The organism is Bradyrhizobium sp. Arg816 (assembly GCF_029989365.1).
Taxonomy (GTDB): Bacteria; Pseudomonadota; Alphaproteobacteria; order Rhizobiales; family Xanthobacteraceae; genus Bradyrhizobium.
In genome coordinates this window covers 1-16908 of record NZ_JAPRAQ010000051.1, presented here as the reverse complement: position 1 = coordinate 16908, position 16908 = coordinate 1, and the positions used below count along the sequence as shown (strand labels likewise).

General features: G+C 58.8%; 13 protein-coding genes and 6 pseudogenes. 8 read left to right on the top strand and 11 right to left on the bottom strand.

The genetic code is table 11. The features are described from left to right. Positions 1 to 360: 360 nt before the first annotated feature. From OWC48_RS45290 to OWC48_RS45280, 3 genes and pseudogenes are all read right to left on the bottom strand, one after another. Positions 361 to 852, bottom strand: a complete 492-nt coding sequence (locus OWC48_RS45290) for a hypothetical protein (protein WP_282525827.1) — start codon at positions 850 to 852, stop codon at positions 361 to 363. A 52-nt stretch (positions 853 to 904) separates the two neighbouring features. After that, positions 905 to 1274: pseudogene (locus OWC48_RS45285) on the bottom strand (hypothetical protein); the annotation flags it as partial. Positions 1275 to 1304: 30 nt separating this feature from the next. Next, on the bottom strand, positions 1305 to 1673 hold the full coding sequence (locus OWC48_RS45280; RefSeq protein WP_282525826.1) for an antibiotic biosynthesis monooxygenase: 369 nt from the start codon (positions 1671 to 1673) through the stop codon (positions 1305 to 1307). 97 nt (positions 1674 to 1770) lie between these two features. Between OWC48_RS45280 and OWC48_RS45275 the strand changes: the two genes are divergently transcribed. Next, positions 1771 to 2241, top strand: coding sequence for a MarR family winged helix-turn-helix transcriptional regulator (locus tag OWC48_RS45275; protein WP_282525825.1), 471 nt, complete (start codon positions 1771 to 1773; stop codon positions 2239 to 2241). A 66-nt stretch (positions 2242 to 2307) separates the two neighbouring features. Further along, a pseudogene (locus OWC48_RS45270) lies at positions 2308 to 2570 on the top strand (transposase); the annotation flags it as partial. A 1160-nt stretch (positions 2571 to 3730) separates the two neighbouring features. Here the strand turns inward: OWC48_RS45270 and OWC48_RS45260 are convergent. The 3 genes and pseudogenes from OWC48_RS45260 to OWC48_RS45255 all read right to left on the bottom strand — a co-directional run bounded on the left by OWC48_RS45260 (position 3731) and on the right by OWC48_RS45255 (position 5256). After that, positions 3731 to 3931, bottom strand: coding sequence for a hypothetical protein (locus OWC48_RS45260; protein ID WP_306664771.1), 201 nt, complete (start codon positions 3929 to 3931; stop codon positions 3731 to 3733). 65 nt (positions 3932 to 3996) lie between these two features. Continuing rightward, positions 3997 to 4336: pseudogene (locus tag OWC48_RS47640) on the bottom strand (hypothetical protein); the annotation flags it as partial. A 761-nt stretch (positions 4337 to 5097) separates the two neighbouring features. After that, complete coding sequence (locus OWC48_RS45255) at positions 5098 to 5256, bottom strand: hypothetical protein (protein WP_282525824.1); 159 nt, start codon at positions 5254 to 5256, stop codon at positions 5098 to 5100. 2861 nt (positions 5257 to 8117) lie between these two features. Here OWC48_RS45255 and OWC48_RS45250 point away from each other — a divergent pair. After that, positions 8118 to 8264, top strand: coding sequence for a hypothetical protein (locus OWC48_RS45250; RefSeq protein ID WP_282525823.1), 147 nt, complete (start codon positions 8118 to 8120; stop codon positions 8262 to 8264). 172 nt (positions 8265 to 8436) lie between these two features. On the opposite strand, the gene OWC48_RS45245 is transcribed toward OWC48_RS45250, so the two are convergent. Together OWC48_RS45245 and OWC48_RS45240 are read right to left on the bottom strand one after the other, a co-directional pair. Then, on the bottom strand, positions 8437 to 8907 hold the full coding sequence (locus OWC48_RS45245; protein WP_282525822.1) for a hypothetical protein: 471 nt from the start codon (positions 8905 to 8907) through the stop codon (positions 8437 to 8439). 1594 nt (positions 8908 to 10501) lie between these two features. Then, a complete protein-coding gene (locus OWC48_RS45240; RefSeq protein ID WP_282525821.1) occupies positions 10502 to 10720 on the bottom strand; it encodes a hypothetical protein in 219 nt (72 codons plus the stop codon). 577 nt (positions 10721 to 11297) lie between these two features. On the opposite strand from OWC48_RS45240, the gene OWC48_RS45235 reads away from it, so the two are divergent. Then, positions 11298 to 11528, top strand: a complete 231-nt coding sequence (locus OWC48_RS45235) for a hypothetical protein (RefSeq protein ID WP_282525820.1) — start codon at positions 11298 to 11300, stop codon at positions 11526 to 11528. A 649-nt stretch (positions 11529 to 12177) separates the two neighbouring features. On the opposite strand, the gene OWC48_RS45230 is transcribed toward OWC48_RS45235, so the two are convergent. Next, positions 12178 to 12468 (bottom strand): DUF3892 domain-containing protein, encoded by a 291-nt coding sequence (locus tag OWC48_RS45230; protein WP_282525819.1) that lies wholly within the window; start codon positions 12466 to 12468, stop codon positions 12178 to 12180. 510 nt (positions 12469 to 12978) lie between these two features. Here OWC48_RS45230 and tnpC point away from each other — a divergent pair. From tnpC to OWC48_RS45215, 3 genes and pseudogenes are all read left to right on the top strand, one after another. Next, positions 12979 to 14010, top strand: a pseudogene (tnpC, locus tag OWC48_RS45225) (IS66 family transposase); the annotation flags it as partial. A 211-nt stretch (positions 14011 to 14221) separates the two neighbouring features. Then, positions 14222 to 14805, top strand: a pseudogene (locus tag OWC48_RS45220) (DUF932 domain-containing protein); the annotation flags it as partial. Between the two features lie 158 nt (positions 14806 to 14963). Then, positions 14964 to 15107: a hypothetical protein gene (locus OWC48_RS45215; protein WP_282525818.1), complete on the top strand. Its 144-nt coding sequence runs from the start codon at positions 14964 to 14966 to the stop codon at positions 15105 to 15107. 389 nt (positions 15108 to 15496) lie between these two features. Here the strand turns inward: OWC48_RS45215 and OWC48_RS45210 are convergent, their stop codons facing one another. Next, complete coding sequence (locus OWC48_RS45210) at positions 15497 to 15721, bottom strand: hypothetical protein (protein ID WP_282525817.1); 225 nt, start codon at positions 15719 to 15721, stop codon at positions 15497 to 15499. Between the two features lie 643 nt (positions 15722 to 16364). Between OWC48_RS45210 and OWC48_RS45205 the strand changes: the two are divergent. Beyond that, positions 16365 to 16454, top strand: a pseudogene (locus tag OWC48_RS45205) (DUF736 domain-containing protein); the annotation flags it as partial. Between the two features lie 137 nt (positions 16455 to 16591). Here the strand turns inward: OWC48_RS45205 and OWC48_RS45200 are convergent. Continuing rightward, on the bottom strand, positions 16592 to 16908 hold a 317-nt coding region (locus OWC48_RS45200), incomplete at its 5' end, for a DUF3422 family protein (protein WP_282524950.1).

Here is a 16908-nt window from a genome sequence, read left to right as displayed (position 1 = left end):
AGGTAACCCCCTGCACAAACAGGCCGGATATAAAACTGCAGCCGTATTCTGTGTGGCATCCCTTCTAAGCGAGACTTGGCAAGCGGGAGGCGTCCATATAAGGACCATGACCCCAGCGACGGGCAGCTGATCACATTGAGATTTAGGTAACGGCCAATCGGCCCACGACTACCGAGCTGGCTATCGATCTACCAGCCGCGCTCGCCCCGTCTCCGCAACCCGACCCGCTCCGACGGATCGAGCGCTCCGTCTTGCCGAATGGCTTCAAAAAGAGAGTTGACAATAATCCGCAATTAAAGGGCCGATTGACAGCGATGAGACAACCCCATCATAAACGGGATGGTGCGGGTCAGGGCGCGTTTAGGGATCAAGAGCGTCATCCTGCATCGGCGCTCGAAGTCGAACGATAATTTCGCCTGCTCGCTTACCGTCCTTAGCGATAGTACTAAGTGCTCGCCGGGCTTCTTCCAGATCTGGCGGTTGAGTGCCCAACCAGTTTAAGGCGGCCTCTGCATTGAGAATCGTGGCTGTGAGCGTGTCGACGACAACACTATAGGTGCGCACAAAATCTGCTGAGGTCTGCAATGGCGCTTCGCCCTTCGCCTTGCGCGGATTTCCTTCTGGTTCGTTGAACCGGCTGCGATGCACCTTGCGCCGCCTTAGGTGCAGAAGGGCGTTTGCAGCCTTGCGGATCAGATCGAGTATTAGGTCGGGCTGGGCCCGCTTGGGGACGCGGCGGCCGTCGATCTTAAAGACAGTCGAGCGTTTTGTGACAAGACATTGAAGGGCCGGTTGCACGATGCTGTCCTTGCCGCCCAAGATGTACCAACTCGGCTTCCACTTCCAGGACATAGCGCGCTCCTCTAGAGGGTTATGAGAACGCCTCGGCGCTGTCGGCCGGGGGAGCCCCCGCGACGAGCTCGATCGCCTGCACAGCATAGAACGCGGCATCGAATTCTGCCGCCTGAGCCTTGACGCAAGGAAGAGCGCAGACGGAATAAGAATCAGGATGCCGTTCCCTGCAATGAATGGCATGCGCTTGAATTTGGCCCCGATCAGTCCGGCCCGGCGCCCCTTTGCCAAGATATGACACCTGTACCACCGGTCGCAGCGAGCGCCGGAATCAGCAACAAGAAACCCCACGGTATGGTGCTCTTAACCGCTGCAACTGTGGCATGGGACGCGAACAGCTCGCTGAGTACCGTCGAAAGCCAAAATGTGCCGATCGTTGCGATAGCCAAGGCGCCAGCGACAGGATGGATCAACTTGATCATGAGTATCTTCCCTTCCTAAAAACAGCAGAGCTAGGCAACGCAGATGCCGGGCACGGCAACTTTCTGGAACAGATGAGGGGAAGCTATCGCCGAGGCCGGATAGGTGGCGATTTTTGCTAGAAAGTCAGGATGGCTGAAGGCCGCGCGGAAGTGTGCGGTGGATTCCCAGACGGCGTAGTTCAGATAGGTCGAGCTGTCGCCGAGAGCTCGGTGCAGCTGAGTGGAAATGAAGCCCGGCTGTCGCTTCATGAACGCTGCGTCGTCCTGCCAGGTTTTGAGAAAAGCCGCCTCATCGGCTTTGTCGAGAGTGAATAAGTTCACCAGGACGACCGAATTTGCCTCGATAGCGATCTGGCGGTCGATCGGGAAGGAAGGGTCGAGTGGGCGTAGCAGCGACATGAGTGCCTCCATCGCTATTTAAGACGTGATGTCTAATCGGTATTATGATTACATCACAGATTGACATCATAGTGTCAATATAAAACAATGGTGACAAATGAAAAGAGCCGAGCGAACCCCCGAGGGGGACGCCCTGACAGACCTTGTTCTCGATCTATTCAGGCTCGACAGCCTACTTCTGACGGCCGGCGACCGTCTGGTCGCCCCGCTTGGCCTAACAAGCGCACGCTGGCAGGTGCTTGGCGCCATTGTGTCCGCCGAACGTCCCCAACCGGTCGCTTGGCTCGCACGCGACCTCGGCGGCAATCGTCAAAACGTGCAGCGGATTATCAATGATCTGCACAGGGAGGGCCTCGTATCTTTTGAGGTCAACCCGCATCACCGACGGGCGCAGCTCGTCGTGCTCACTGAGAATGGACAGAGCGCCTTCGAAGCCGCAATGGAATTGCAGGCTCCCTGGATCAACGATCTTTCAGAAGGGCTGTCGGTCAAGGATATACGGATTGTCCATCGCGTGATCACGGCCTTGCGAGATAAGCAGGGCAGCCGTGAGGACAAGTCGGCCTGACATGGCAAAAGCATTGTGCTCGCCCCGGCGCCCGTGATTCAAGCTCCCTAACTGAGGCTTCGAAGCATGCGCCATGAACTAACGGACTACGAATGGGCAACTATCAAGTCTATGCTACCAAACAAGCCGCGTGGAGTTCCTCGGGTAAACGACCGACGTGTCCTCAATGGCATCTTCTGGTCCTGCGATCTGGGGCACCTTGGCGCGATTTGCCGGATCATTTTGGCCCTTACACTACCTGCTATAACCGCTTTGCTCGCTCGCGCCGGGCCGGTATCTGGAGCCGAATCATAGATGCACTCGCCGCTGCTCACGATGCGGCGGTCGAAACAAATCGGGCTCGATCTCGCCGCGCTCGAACGCCGCCACGGCTATCCCGCCCGGCTGGCGATCCAGCAGCTGCTCCAGGTTGGTCTTCCGCATGTGGAGGGGCAGGGCGCGCAAATCGGCCGCCCATGGCGAGGATATAGAAGGCGTAAAGCTGTACCTCGTGTTCGTGCTTGCGGGAGTGCAGCGCGTTGAAATAGGAAATGCCGTCGACGCCGATCACCACGGCTTCGCCGTCGATGACGAACTGCTTCTGCCGGTTCTTCAGGGCCGCCTCGGCGATCCACGGATAGCGCTTGGTCCATTGTGTGAGAGCAGGCGCATACGTTTATCGTCCCGGATGACTCGCATCCGGTAGCCTTCGTGCTTTACTTCGTGGATCCAGTCCGGCCCGTTCGGGACCTCCTTGCCGGCAGTCGCCAGGCAGAGCTCGTACGCCATACGCATGGGGCGAAGATAAGAGCTTGAGATCGTTTTTTCGAGCCGGGAACAAGTGGCAATCTGGCGGATTGGCTAGTTGCTCCGGTGTCCCTCGACCCCTGAAGGCCGGAGCAGCCCCCCAACGGCCTCAGCTGCCGCCCAGCTGGGGCCGCCCTTTTGTGGGGATCATCCAACAAGCCCCGTCGCTCTTGGCTGGTTCACGCGGGCGGTTGTGCCACCAGTTTCTCGAAACAGAACGCTGCCGGGCTCGAAATACACGTCCCGGCAGCGTTTCATTCTCAAACTGAGCCCTGAAATCCCAGTTAGCGCTACCCTAGCAATGGCCGTGCCACAGGTTCGTGGCAGGAAACAACAAAACGGCCTCGAGCATTTTCCGGGGCTGGCGCGGACACTGAGGCCGTATGGCCAGCGAGGAATGAGCAAGCAAAAAGATGACGACCGGCACCAATTTCTGAAGATCACTAGCCAGAACAAGGCTCGCCAGCGCGGAGACCGGCAGCCAATTGAGGCGACCTTACAGGCTCGCCCGGTCTGCTGCCTCCGGGACCCCAGCTCGTCGCACGCGAGTTGGGGCATTCATTTGCGTCGATTCACAAATGTGAATCCCGAGGGGGGGATATTTTGGGATTAAGCTGCGTTTGCCGCGACCAGATAGCGGCACACCTCTCGGTCCCAGCTCGTTTTTCGATCCGGAAAAACCTCCAGGCTGGGGCCGGTTGGTCTACGTTGTCAGCGCCTTTCTCGGCTCCAGCAAACGCACGAAAGTCCCGCTCTCGTGTAGCTCGAGCCAGCCCTTCTCAACTGCGCGCCTGATGCCAGCTCCGAACTCCAGTCCGCTGGCCTTGAGCGTGTAGAGAAATGGCGCGTTGATCCGTTCGATGTAGATGCGGCCATCCTGGACCGGCTCAATGCTGGCTGCCAATTCGACAAGCTTGTGCGCGGCGCTTCGGGGCTGGCGTAAGGTCGTTCAGCAGACAGCTTCAATTCTCAGCGATCCCAGGGCCACCAAACAGAAAGTGGATTACTGGCCGAGATCTTCGTGGTCCGCAAGGCGACGAGATGGCTGCGCTTAAACGGGAGCCCCTGACTGAGCATTGCTCGCATCATATAGCTCGAGCTCGTGGATGGGCGTGATCTTGGGCCGCCGAACGATATCGAGCGCTACGGTCTGGTGGGTGTTGCAACCGAGACACTTCGCCTCAAGACAGCGATAGCCGGCATTGAGGGCGTCCCCGAGCACCGGGGAGGGCTGCACAGGGCCTTGGAAACCAAACATGCGGGCATTCCAACCCTGACAGGCTAGGGCGTCAGCGTCCTTGCGCGCTCTTCTTCAGGAAGTTCAGCAATCTTCATTGCTGCGCGATGGACGAAACCCATGATGGCATCGAACGCCGCTTTCTGGTCTGGCGTCACCGCCACTCTTCCCCCGAAAATTGAAGGTTTATCGCAACTTCCGCAGCCAAGGCAGGGAGCCCGGAACCACCGGTTTCGGGATGCGCGTAGGCTTAGATGGCGCCAATCTTCACGCAGATCGCGTGAGCTACTATGAATATCGGGAGCGCTATCAGGAACCACACAATGGCGTCCGCGTCGCTATCCGGCGCAAACTCCCGATTCGGGTCCGTCTCCCGCCCGTGGGCCACTACTGAAACGGACTCGCTGAGCCGGCTACGCTTGACTGCGCGCCGCAATAGCTGTTTGACCGTTGCTTCGCGCTTTAACGTCGCATCTGTGCGTGTTTCTCGGTCGGACATTCCAAAAAGCTCCATCGCAGCGATATCTCGACTGCCTACTGTTTGTCAGGTGGCTCGGGAGGTGTTTGCGCGGCGGGTTCGGCGGCGGGTGTAGTACCCCTGAGCTCCGACGGTGTGACACAATCGCCTGCCCAAAGCTTGGTCCCCCTCACCGTTCCCACGAGCATACAACCCATCGTGGCCTGCGGCTGTTTTTGTGGCTTGGCCGCGCGGGCTTTGGGGGGCGCGGTCGCCTTCGGCGCGGCAGTTTGAGCGTAGGCAGATGCCGAAAAGCCGAGAATGGCGGTGGCGAGAATCAGCGCAGGCCTCATCATCTTCCTTCTCCCCAGATTTACTATTTGGCGTCGGAGGTAACTTCGTCCTCGACTTCAGAGCTTTCTCGGCGAGTCCGTCCGATCAGGCCCAAGGCGCCGAGAACAATGAAGAGGCCGCCCGCGATTATGAGCCAATGCCCAAGCCTCACCGGCTGGAGTAGCTCGGCGAGCGCGTCCATCCCTATCTCTTTTTGGGTCGGGGTTGATCGAGACGGTCTTCCCGGAATTCCGAGGGCCCTTTCACCAGCCTGCGCCTGCGAACCACCTTCTCTTCGGATGGAGTCTCCGGATCGGCCAAGCGATCGATGGCTTTTTCGGCAAGTTCTTTGGCTCGATCAGCGCTGGCGCCACCGGCCCTTGTCGCAGGCCTTGCAAATGAGAAGGCTCTGCCGAGCCCCAGCTCGACCAGGCGGCGGATGGCTTCGGAGCGGCCGGGGAGGTCTTCTTGCTTGGCCGCCCAGGCATCGACGCTTTTCCGTAATTCCGAAGACAGGCGGATAGCCGTAACTGGGTCCTGACCGGTGGGCGGCCGGCCCGGACGTTTCCGTACTACGTTTTTCGCTGAGGGCTTCATAATAAGTGTAGTACGCTAATCGAGCTTTGAAAACAAGCGGCCTGCCGTCGTATTGCAGAGCGAGACATGGACACAGCCGAGACGAGGAGACCATGGTGGCGTGGGCCTTGGTGAATGTCCCGCCCTCGATGATAGCTGGCACACCGTCTGCTCGAGAAACTCGCCTCGGCTATCAACCGGTTCTTTGGGAGCGTCTCCTGAAGGTAACAAGCACGAACCACCAAGTCGGTATCAGCTCAGAGATCTGGTGGGCCGCGACAGAGGGCGGTGATAAGTTGGAATTGTTTTATGAACCGGGCGGCCGTCTCGAGTGCGAAGGGAGCAGCACCCGGGGATGTGGTATCCTGGTTTTCACGGGACGCAGAGTTTTGCCCGGACGTTGCTGGAGGGCAACGTCACCTCATTAATGAGGAGCACAACACTATCCGCTTAGTATTCCGACACTATATTCTGTCTCGACGAGTGTGTTTGCGCACTTCGCCATGTTCGCTTAGAGTTGCTAACGACTGCATTCCCCGCGGCCACGGGTTAAGTGCAAAACAGATTCGCTACTTCATTGGGCCTCGGTTTCGCAACTTTTGAGAACCACGACGAGCTTTGTGGCCTGCCCGGCCGAGCGCCCAATGGAGCCTTACAGCATGTCGCGCCACCGCCTGATGTCCATACCTCGCTTCGCGCTACGTCGCGATGATGCTGCGGCGTCATTGGCCGTGTCGACGACCAGGTTTCAAGAATGGTGCGATAGTGGCCCGCATGCCCAAGGGCCGCAAGATCGACGGCGTTGGGGCGAGAACGACCAGCCCACCTTCACCGGCGAACCCCCTTCCGATTCTCTCGCGCAAGGACCTCGCCAGGAAGCCACGCTCGGGCGGATAGAATTGGGCCTAGTGGAGTTTGATTCGTGGACTAAAGGTCCAGGCGGGCTCGGTCGCTTCCTTATCTTGGGCGATGTTAAGCTAAAGGACATCATCCTTGGTGCTACCCTGTTCGCAGAAAAACTTCACAAACATGCCGTGACGTCGCGAACTGATTGCCTGCTCCTGAATTGATGCAGGTCGTTGTACTCGGTCCATCCACGACGATCTTGACAACCGACGCTGCGTCCTCGCCGCGATCGAAAATACCGCGCCCGTGTGTTGCAATATTCGCCGCCGCAGCGCGGACAAGCTAGCTCCATGACTGATCCGCGGTCTAGCAGCGTAAATTGCTTGGATTTTGCAATGTTCGCTCCCGGCAGTAATGCGGTTGGCATCGTAGGTGTTCTCCAACCCCCCAATACGCCTGGGCGTTGGAAGCGCGCAACGCGGCCTTGTGGGCCGCTGTCATGCAGTTCAAGGAACAAACTCAACCCTAAGAGGAATTCGATCCTTCCTGAGCTCGACTTCATTTGACGACGTTGGTTCGGACCGTATTGCTAACGCTCACGTCGACGTAACCGTCTTTGACGGAGACATCGGGGCTCCCGAAAGTGATGTAACGCACCGCGAACATCGTTACGACGTTCGCGATGGCCGACGTCCCAAGGCACCGGACGAGCGGGGAGATATTGCGAACCCATGGCTTGAAGGGCATTAGCGCGCCTCTCTCGGCAGTTTTGTATTGGTGCCAGGCGGCGACGCAGTCGCCGACTTGCATTTTCCCGACCTGCCTTGGGAGTCGACCAATGACACGTCTGCGCGATACGATCTCGCGCCGCAGAAACCTCTGCCAACGAAAACGTTCCATCGCTCTGCCGCCCTTGGAAGCCCGTTGCACGCAGGACTAGTTTTCCATTGTCGGGCAGCAGGCGCATGAAATCGGCGGCCGACGAGATAAACAGAGCTCTTCCGTTCGTACCGGGAGACGCCGCGATCTTTACAGGTGAGTTGCTGCCAACGCGAATGAGCAACTCAACTGGACCCGATGCGCCGATGAAAAATCCATCCGGAAGGAACGCCGCTTCAGTTTTGCTTTCCCGACAGCGAAATACCAATAGGGGCTCTCCTGGCTCACCGAGGAGCACCGCAGTGACCTGCTCAGAGTCGTCTATCGGCGACCTGCTTTCAGTGTAGACCCACCTTCCTTTGACCGGTGTGGGGTCTTGAGACTCCTGCTCGGGAGTTTGGGCTTAGGTTCGATCGCGTCGAAGCATTTCAATCGATCAGAATCAGTCGGTATTTTCTTGCAAACTGCGAAAGCGAGCGGCTCGAACTGAGCTAAAGCTGGCCCCACCGTCGGAAATGCGACGAGCGCACACGTCAGCCCAGCCTTGATGGGCGATGTGCATTGATTTCCCCTTACGCGCCGGATCCAATCTCAACCAGCGCGCGAGATCAATAGAGTGCGCTCGAACCATCCACGACAAAAAGGATGGTGCGCGGCGTTAGACTCTAGCAGTTGCGGCGGTTAGGGCATCGGTTGATGCATCGAACTTAGCCGCATTCTCGGCGGCAACAGCCCAGGCACGAGAGAGCTCGTGACCTGAAAATGCACGCCGACAATGCTTGCGATGACGAAGGTGATCTCGTCGTCGACCTGCTCAACTATGATCGCCGCCGACTCGTTGAGCTCGATTTCATCGATCCGGCCGAAAACATCTTGTTCATTCGCCGTCGCTGCGCTTTCTTGCTGTGATCACCGATGAAAGCCGACCATGTAGCGGATTGCGACGAAAGTTCCGACGACGACGGCGGCCGTGATAGCGACTGAAAACGCCACTCGCGCCAAGAACTGGCCAGGGCTAAGTCCGTCCCATGAACTCATTTTCTTACTTCGAGTTTGCGTCAGAGGCGTGAAGATGCCGTATTCAGCGCCACCAATCCTCTTCCAGGCCCAACGTGTCGGCGATGCGTTGACCAACCTGACGCTCGACGTTGCCATCGTAAGCTGGTCTTGGCAGCGGACCCTTACCCACAGGATTGGAAATCGAACTCCCCAAAGCGGAAGGACTATCCTTTATGAACTTCGCGAAAACGGGGACGCGCGCGAACTCCAGAACAAGTCTGTTGAGAGATACGCCGTAGATTTCACGAGCTTGCAGGAACACCCTCATGCAGTCGGCGAGGGTCGCCTTACCATCAGCAGCCCCAAAAGAACTCCACGCGCAGTCGCCACGCGGATTGACCTCGCGATGAACGCGCGCCCATAGCTCTCGCTGACCAATTGCGATCACAAATCGATCATCAGCCCGTTCAAAGGCGTCGATGTCCAATCCACGCCCGCTATCCGCTGCCCAATACCACCGGGGCGCATCGTCGTCAAAATCAGAATTGCTCATAAATAATCAGTCCATCGAAGCGAAAAGTAAGACGAATGGTAACCCAGCGTGTTCCTGCAGTTAGATGCGGGCATTGATCCACTCCCAGACCTGTTGGGACAACCGGCCTTGATGCAGATCATTTACCAATTTCGTAACGATAAGCCTGTCGGCTTTGTCCATGTACCTTCGTATGTCAGCATCTAGCGCGTCGAGAGTGCTTGGATGAACGGAATCGAGGCCTCATCTCTGATGTGGTTGAAGTGTGAAAGGTAATCGATCAGAGACTGTCTAGCCTGCGCATATCCCAAGGGACCAAGTACACAGCCATTACTGATTTCCATCGCTCCCGTAAGATGCTCACAGTGAGGCTACCACACACGCAGTGCTGGTAAACGGCGGTATTCGGGTTACACGCGCCGCGAATCTTCGCGCGCCTTGAGAAGCGCGTTGCAAATGGAGGCGTCTCAGGCAGTGCCGCACTTAATTCCGGTGCCCACGCTTCGCTAGATTGGCTCGATCGATCTCACGGCCGGCGGGGGCCAAGACCTCGACAAGGTTGCCGTCTGCGCCACGGCGGCGACGGAGAGTGTATGCGAGCCGAGCAAGGCTTGGCGTCGGAACGGGGATGGTCGCGCAACTCGGCCGATCCATCGTCGCGCCGTGCGCGGCCCGCCCAACAAATGCGACGCGGCATTCGGTCATTGGTCCCTGCGACCGCGTCGATCGCGGTGCCAACTTGGTCGAAAGCAGCTGCCGGTAGCGCGCCCAAGTGAAGAGCTCATGGCTCATGAAGTAGGCCTCGACTTTCCCCTCGACGACGAGGCGATCGGTGTGCCGGACGTATTCTGTTAATCCTTCGGCTTGGACAGCCTAACAACCGGTCCCACCCCCGTGGCGGAGCTTCACGGAATATCATCATCCAGGTCACGGCTGCGAGTCCCTTCGAGGTATCGGTCGGGGGAATCTCGGAACAGCATGGCCCCTCCGGCTTTCGGATTACGTCACTGGAGGCCAGTAGCGAGCACCTGGAGCCATGGCGAGTAATTGATTTTCCGCGCGGCTTTAATCCGTGCTCGTGCAACACCGAAGCAGACGTACGAGAAATCCGGGCGGCGTTGACAACTGCACCGGCAACACTTGGGGGACACGCCATCGCGGCGTTGAAAGCACAGCGCGAGATTGCCAGCCGAGATTACAAGGAGGGCCGGACTCCGTGTTGGGTGGGGGGCTTTGCGCAACTGACGACAATTTCGAATGGCGGCATCTCTACGCGGATCATTCATCATTGGTCTGATGATGTCGTCGGGCAGAAGGTGGCTGCGCGTTGATGACTCGCGAGCCAACTATGAAAATCAATCTCGGCAACTTGCCGCCCGGGCGTCTTCGTTTTCGTTGACATCGACGACAACACGCGAGCGATGCAGCGCCAGGCGCTGAGAACGCTCATACGCGAGGGCTCGGATTCGATCCCTTCCTGGCGCACATCTCGGTAATCACTTGGCGCGCGCCTACATTCGAAGGCGAGGCGCGCAGGCCACCTATAGCGGGGCGTCCTATTTTGCACAGGAACGATTCAAGCGACGCGGGTAAGCTGGACTCGGCGAATGATAACTCATTCTTCAAGCTCGTCGAGCAAGGCGTTGCGCTTGTCCTGACGCTCGCGAAGGTATTCAGCAACCGAACGCTGCGTCTTCTGCCACTCGATGCGATCTTCCGCGGTCCAAAGGAAGCACTCACGTTCGAAGCGAGTTTTCTCGCGGTCGTCGAATTCCTCGTAGAGTTTATTATCGCGCTCCACTTCATCAAGTTGTTCGCGCATAGTATTAGGCATGGCCGTCCCTTGGGGCGTTGCCTCCAGCCGATGCCGGTCATCGGCTCAATACCAGCGGTTAACAACAGTGGTTTGGCCGATCCAAGGTTTGTTCGCAAAACATATTACGTGAGGTTCTAAGCAGGCCCGCAGCGTGACGGCGACCTATAGCCGCCCGTCTTGTCAGCTTTCGGAAAGGTAGTCCGCGTAAAACGCCTTTGAAGTTAGTGGCGAGTGGCAGGGACAGCGCAATGGCACCAGAACGGTCAGCGCCGAGTCATGTTCCCGCTAACTTCAAATGGTAGCGCGGGCGGGGCAGGGACAGCGTCTGATCCAACGCAACCGAACAGCGCCGAGTCTCGCCCGTACTGCCTGCGACCTGAGACTGATCGCCGAGTCACCGCCCTGTCTTGGTAGTTGCTCTATGGCATTCGTCCGGAGAATACACCCCTGTCAGCTTCTTGCCCCCGCTTGAAGCTGATAAGTTAGCGGCACGTGGCAGGGACAGCGCTTTATCGGTCCACTTCAAAGCGCCGAGTCACGTGGCCGCTAAACGTTCCCGCTGCTTAGGTCGCGCGGCTGCCACCGTGAGCCCGGTGTGATCCTTGAGGCTATCGATTACCTTGAGCGCGGCTTCGAGTTCATCTCGAAGACGTTTCGTAATCCGCAGAATGCCGCTCGCGAGCTCCTCGCAGCTGATTTCTGCGCCGTGAGCAACTTTTTCTTCGAGGTCGCGTATAGCTTCGCCGACTTGTGCAGCGACAATGTGCTAGGCATCATCCGGCTCCGTCCTGATAAAGGGTCCGGCATCCGCCGAACCACGGCGTAAAAATGCGTCCGCTACACGGTTAAGTAAAGCGGGTAGCGTTGCGGGAAAATCTGTCCCCATCTCGCGTCTGAGCGCCTCAAATTCGGATAAGGTCGAAAGAGGGCAATCCGCCACATTTTGGAGCCGATAACTTCAAGCCGGGATCGACAATCGGCCAGCTGTTCTTCAGTTCGCTGTGGCCCCTACATGTCTTCTGCCGGTGTATGGCTTGGCCTACGGACGTAGTCCGTGAATGCTTGGATTGCCGCGACCACTTCGGTCCTAGGCACGGCGGTTACTCCTATGAGCGGAGCCAGATCGAACAGTTGCAGGCCGAGGTTTTAATATGACAGGCTCGCGGGGGTGCGGCAACCCACTGGTGCGGGTAGGTGTCCTCCGGTACTTTTCGACGATATTGCTTTGGTGGCCCCCTTGGGAATTTAAGCCTCTCGGGAGCGAGCGCGGTCAGCTTTGCTACCAGACGGAAGGCTGGCCGTGTTGAAGTTAGCGGTGCGTGGCAGGGACAGCGTTGATCAGTCCACTTTCAAACGCCGAGTCATGTTGCCGCTAACTTCACTGGCAGCGCGGGCGTGGTGGGGACAGCGTCCGATCCCTCCCAGCTGACGGCGCCGAGTCGCGCCCGCGCTGCCTAGGGTCACTGAGATTGAGATCATTCGGGGCACTCGGCTAGGAGCGGGAGAACATTGTCTGGTTGAATGTCGTCGGCCGTCGTCTTGATGTACTTGTGCCCGTTGTGCGTGGCCCAAACCACACCAACCCTGCGTCCATTTTCTTCGACATAGAACTCCCATTCGGCGCTCTCGATATCTTTGACAACCTGGTCGATGGACCTCTTCCACGGCTTTCCATCGGGGTTTACTCCGCCGACATGTGTTATTCTTTCGTGAGGATTCTTTCTGTCCGTCTTGTTGGCGTAACGAATTCGTGCGCGTTTGGCCATTTGAGTCTCTCCCAAATCTGCAAGCCTGAGGCACTAGCTTAGACCGGGGCGGTCAATTCGACCGGCCGCCAATTCAGGTAGGTGCTCCCAGTCCTGCTCAGCGATACTCCTTGATCGCACTCCTTGTGAATTTGAGCCTCTCGGGAGCAAAGGTGGCCAGCCTCAGTCTTCGAGCACGGGCTGGCCACCGAAGTTAGCGGCTCAAATCCATGGGCGCAGTACGGGCCAACGGATGCACATATTCGAGCGGCACATCACGTCCCTGCGATCGCAAGCGCTTGCGGTGCTTGCAGCCAATCAGGCCCCCGCGGTCGATCCGTCTCTGAGCCAATCAGATCGCCAAGTCGCGACATTTAATGCCGCTGAGGGTAAGCGCGAATTTCCCCGCACCTTTTGCTTTTGAGTGCTCTGATGCATGAGGTGTCCACTTAAATAGGTGGACACCTTGTGATGAGCGACGATGATCAGAAACTGCGGGTCAGGCTTGTTGGTCGGAACGGTCGCCGGCGCAGCGTTGCCACGGCCTCGACGCTGGCGTTCGCGCTGGTTCACAAATATGTCGATGGCACGCCACTCTACCGCCTGGCGCTGGCCTTCGAACGCGCAGGTGTTCCGGTCAGCCGCGGCGCTCTGGGCCACTGGGTAATCGGCTCGAGCGAAAAACATCTCTCCCGGATTTATGACGCCCTGAAGCTGCAGCTCAGATCACAACCTCTCATCCATGGCGACGAGACGACGGTTCAGGTTCTCAAGGAAAAGGATAGAGAGGCCACCAGCACATCGTACATGTGGGCCCATCGCAGCGGCGAGGACAGTGAGCAGCCGATCATTCTTCTTGACTATCAGCCAGGCCGCGGCCAAATCCACCCGCAGGCCTTCCTCGGCGATTACCGTGGCATCGTGATGAGTGACGGCTATACCGCATGGCGCACGCTGGAAGGTGCCACCCACATTGGATGCATGGCCCACTCCCGGCGTCGCTTTGTCGATGCACTCAAAGCGAGGAAGAAGGGCGGTGGTCCGCCCGAGCAGGCGCTGCGGTTCTTCGAACAGCTCTACCGGGTTGAAAGGCAGGCACGGGACACAAAACCGGACAAAGACGAAACGCCGGATCAATGCATTCGCCGCTTCCGCCGGCAACACAGCATTCCCGTCCTGAACTCCCTCAAGGTATGGCTCGATGACATGGCCCCGAAGGTCCTGCCGGACAGCAAGTTTGGCGACGCCGTATCCTACACCCGGAACCAATGGGACTATCTGACGCGTTACACCGAAGATGGCAGGATGCCGATCGACAACAATCTTCTGGAACGCGACATCAGGGTTTTTGCAACCGGCCGAAAAAGCTGGCTGTTCAGCGACACCGTCGAGGGAGCCAGGGCCAGCGCCGTCGTCTACAGCCTGATGCTGACCTGCCGCGCCTCACGCGTCGAGCCGTTAGCATGGCTGCGCCACGTGCTCACCGAGTTGCCTCTGCGCGCGGTCGATGCAGAGATCGACGATCTACTCCCCTTCAACTTCCACAAAACCGCCGCTGCCTGAACGGCTCAGCATCGTCCCAATACGAAGGCCATCCGTCAAATCGCGGGCGACAACGTGCGCGGGAAATCGCGCTTACCGCTGAGGCTCAGGCAATGGTGGACATACTCGATTGCGTGAAACCCAATCTCGGGCCGAAGGAGGCACGGAAGATCGCTGCACGCATACGCGCTCTTCTAGGGGCGCCGCGTGAGTGCCAACCGGTTCGGGTGGGATCACCCAAGACACGACGACGCTCTACGCCTCCGACCGCGACGTCTTCCTGTTCCTGGTCGACGACCTCAACCCGATCGAGGCCGGCCGACTACGTGACGGCTCGCCGGACCTCTACTTCCGCGGCTTCTACTGCTGGAATTCCGAGGTGGGCGAGAAGACGCTCGGGATGGCGAGCTTCTATCTCCGCGCCACCGCAATCTCTGAGGCGTCGAGGATTTCGAGGAGATCACCATTCGTCACTCCAAACACGCCGCCTCACGCTTTGCCCACGAGGCGGCGCCGGCGCCGGCCAGCTTTGCCAATTCCTCACCGATGCCCTTCGCCAACGGCATCAGGGCGGCGCGAGAAACGATCGTTGCCCGCACGGACGACGGCCGCAGCGAGTTTCTGCGCAAGCGCGGCTTCTCGAAGAGTGAGACAACGAAGATCATCGAAAGGGTGCTGTCCGAAGAAGAGCGCAAGCCCGAGAGCGTGTTCGATTTCGTCAAGGCATCACGGGCGGTTGCGCGGTGCAAGACCCATCAGGACGCGCGGCTTGATCTCGAGGCGCGCGCGAAGAAGCTGCTCGACCGGGCAGCCTGATACCCGGAAATCCAAGCCGTGGGGACACACTTCGATGGAAGAGTACGCAGCCTACATGCTCGAGCCTGATGGGCATATTGTGCAGCGCGTAAATATCATCCGCGCAGACGAGGACACGGCGAAAAAACGAGCCCAGCAACTCGCGGAGGATTGTGCTGTTGAGCTTTGGCAGGACGCATGCAAGATCGCTGAATAGGACCACCATCTCGCGCGTGCTGATGGATTACTTCCAGGCGCAGGGCATGAACGCCCGCGCGCTCGACACGCAAACGTCGAACGGCGTGCTGAACTGGTCGACATAACAACGCTGGATCGCAAGATGCGCGTCTTCGACACGCTGAACAGTTCGGCCGTGACGGTGCTGGATCTTACCGCCGGGCCTTCTGACGCCGACGATCGCGACGCGAACTTCCTAGCATGCAGCCATGACGATCAGCGGCGTCGATGGGGCGTCCTGTGCTATCTTTCTGCAGGTACCCCGAGAGCTACGCCGCGCGCGCGTTTTCGTCCTGAGGATGGATCATTTCGCCGAAAATCACCGTTTGAGGTCGCTAGGCTCGGACTGTGTCCGCCTCAGCGCGGGCACGCATCAGAAGCCCCAGCCGCGCCAGCCCCGGCTGGGGCTTTTTCGTGCACCCGGACATGGCGATCGGCCATACCGCGCCGATCGTCACTGGATCAAGGTGTCGGTTCAGTTCGATCGTCGTTCCTTCTTCTCCCTCAGCCATTCGAGGGGCACCAGAAGTTTGATCACTTCCGGATCGACCGGATCGTGCTCGACAAGGATCGGCGGCAGTGCCGGCGGCGTGATCGTCAAGGCCGCATCAAGCGCGGCTTGTTTCAGAGTGGATCCGGTGATTGGCTTGCCTTCAAGGCTAACGATCACGTCGGCCTTGATGACCGCGGCCGTCTCCATGAGGCGAGCTCGTTGTTCCGATGTCAGTTTGCCATCCGTCAGTTCTTCTCCCGATGCGCCCTACGCGTCTGTGAGACCCGACGATGGGCTTCAAGGTTAGCTAGACCGTAAACCTTCTCCGTAACCTTTGATCCTTCGGCGTGCCATCAGCTTCCGAAGGTCATCCGTCGCACCGCCGGCGGCGGGGGGCGAGAGTTTCGGCTCGCGTCGATGAGGCCATCGCCGCCAGCGCGTCCAGTTCGGCGCCCTTGTCCAGCGACGTCCCGGTGATCCGGTCCAGGTCGGGGCCAAGTCGTCTTGCCCGGGTAGCGTCCAGTTCGATAGGACCGCTGGGACTTGCCAGTCCGCTTCGCGGTATCCGGCGAAACAGCCGCAAACTTTGCGCCCTTTTTTCCGCCGCGCCCGGTCGCGGGCTATAGCGCCACATATGGAATCGCCCTGATGGCGGTGCCTTCACCAATCTGGCAGACGATATTTGCTGTCGTGGGCGCCATTGCCATCAGCATTACAGCGTTCATCCGCTTCAGGGGAATGGCCTCACCCGGGCCTGGGCATCGCCTCGACGGGCGGGACTGGACCAGATATCCGCAATTCTCGCGGTCCTCATCGTCGAAATTCGAACGAGAGCGGGCTGGCCGTTGAAGCTCCGATCTTCGTCAACCTCTTCGCCGACGAGGAAGGTGAGGGCTTCAGCCCGATCTGGTCCCGTCCCAGCCGTCGCAACGGCGACTGACCCGATCCACAATGCCTCGCCCGGCCGGTCCGGGCGGGGCATTACCTTGCGCAGGAGCCGGCCGCGATCTTGCGGCAGCGTCGCACCCCGACCATGCGAGCTTCGCAGGACGGATGAACCGATTCTCTCAAGGAGCTTTAGTCGCAAGTAACCGAGGGCGCGTCGTCGTGCTTGAGGTGTCGCTTTCGGACATTGTAACTCACCAGCCAGATCACGCCGACCGCGATCGGCACGAAAGCTGCGGTCAGGAACGAGGGCTCTACTCGCAGTCCGACATCATGCGCGCCCTTGGCAAGATAGCTAAACAGGCTGACCACATAATATCCAATCGCCCCGACCGACAATCCTTCGACCGTGCACTGCAGCCGAAGTTGCTGTCTCGCGCGCTCGTTGATAGCCTGCAACAGGTCACGATTCTGTCGTTCGATTTCGACGTCGACCCGGGTTCGCAACA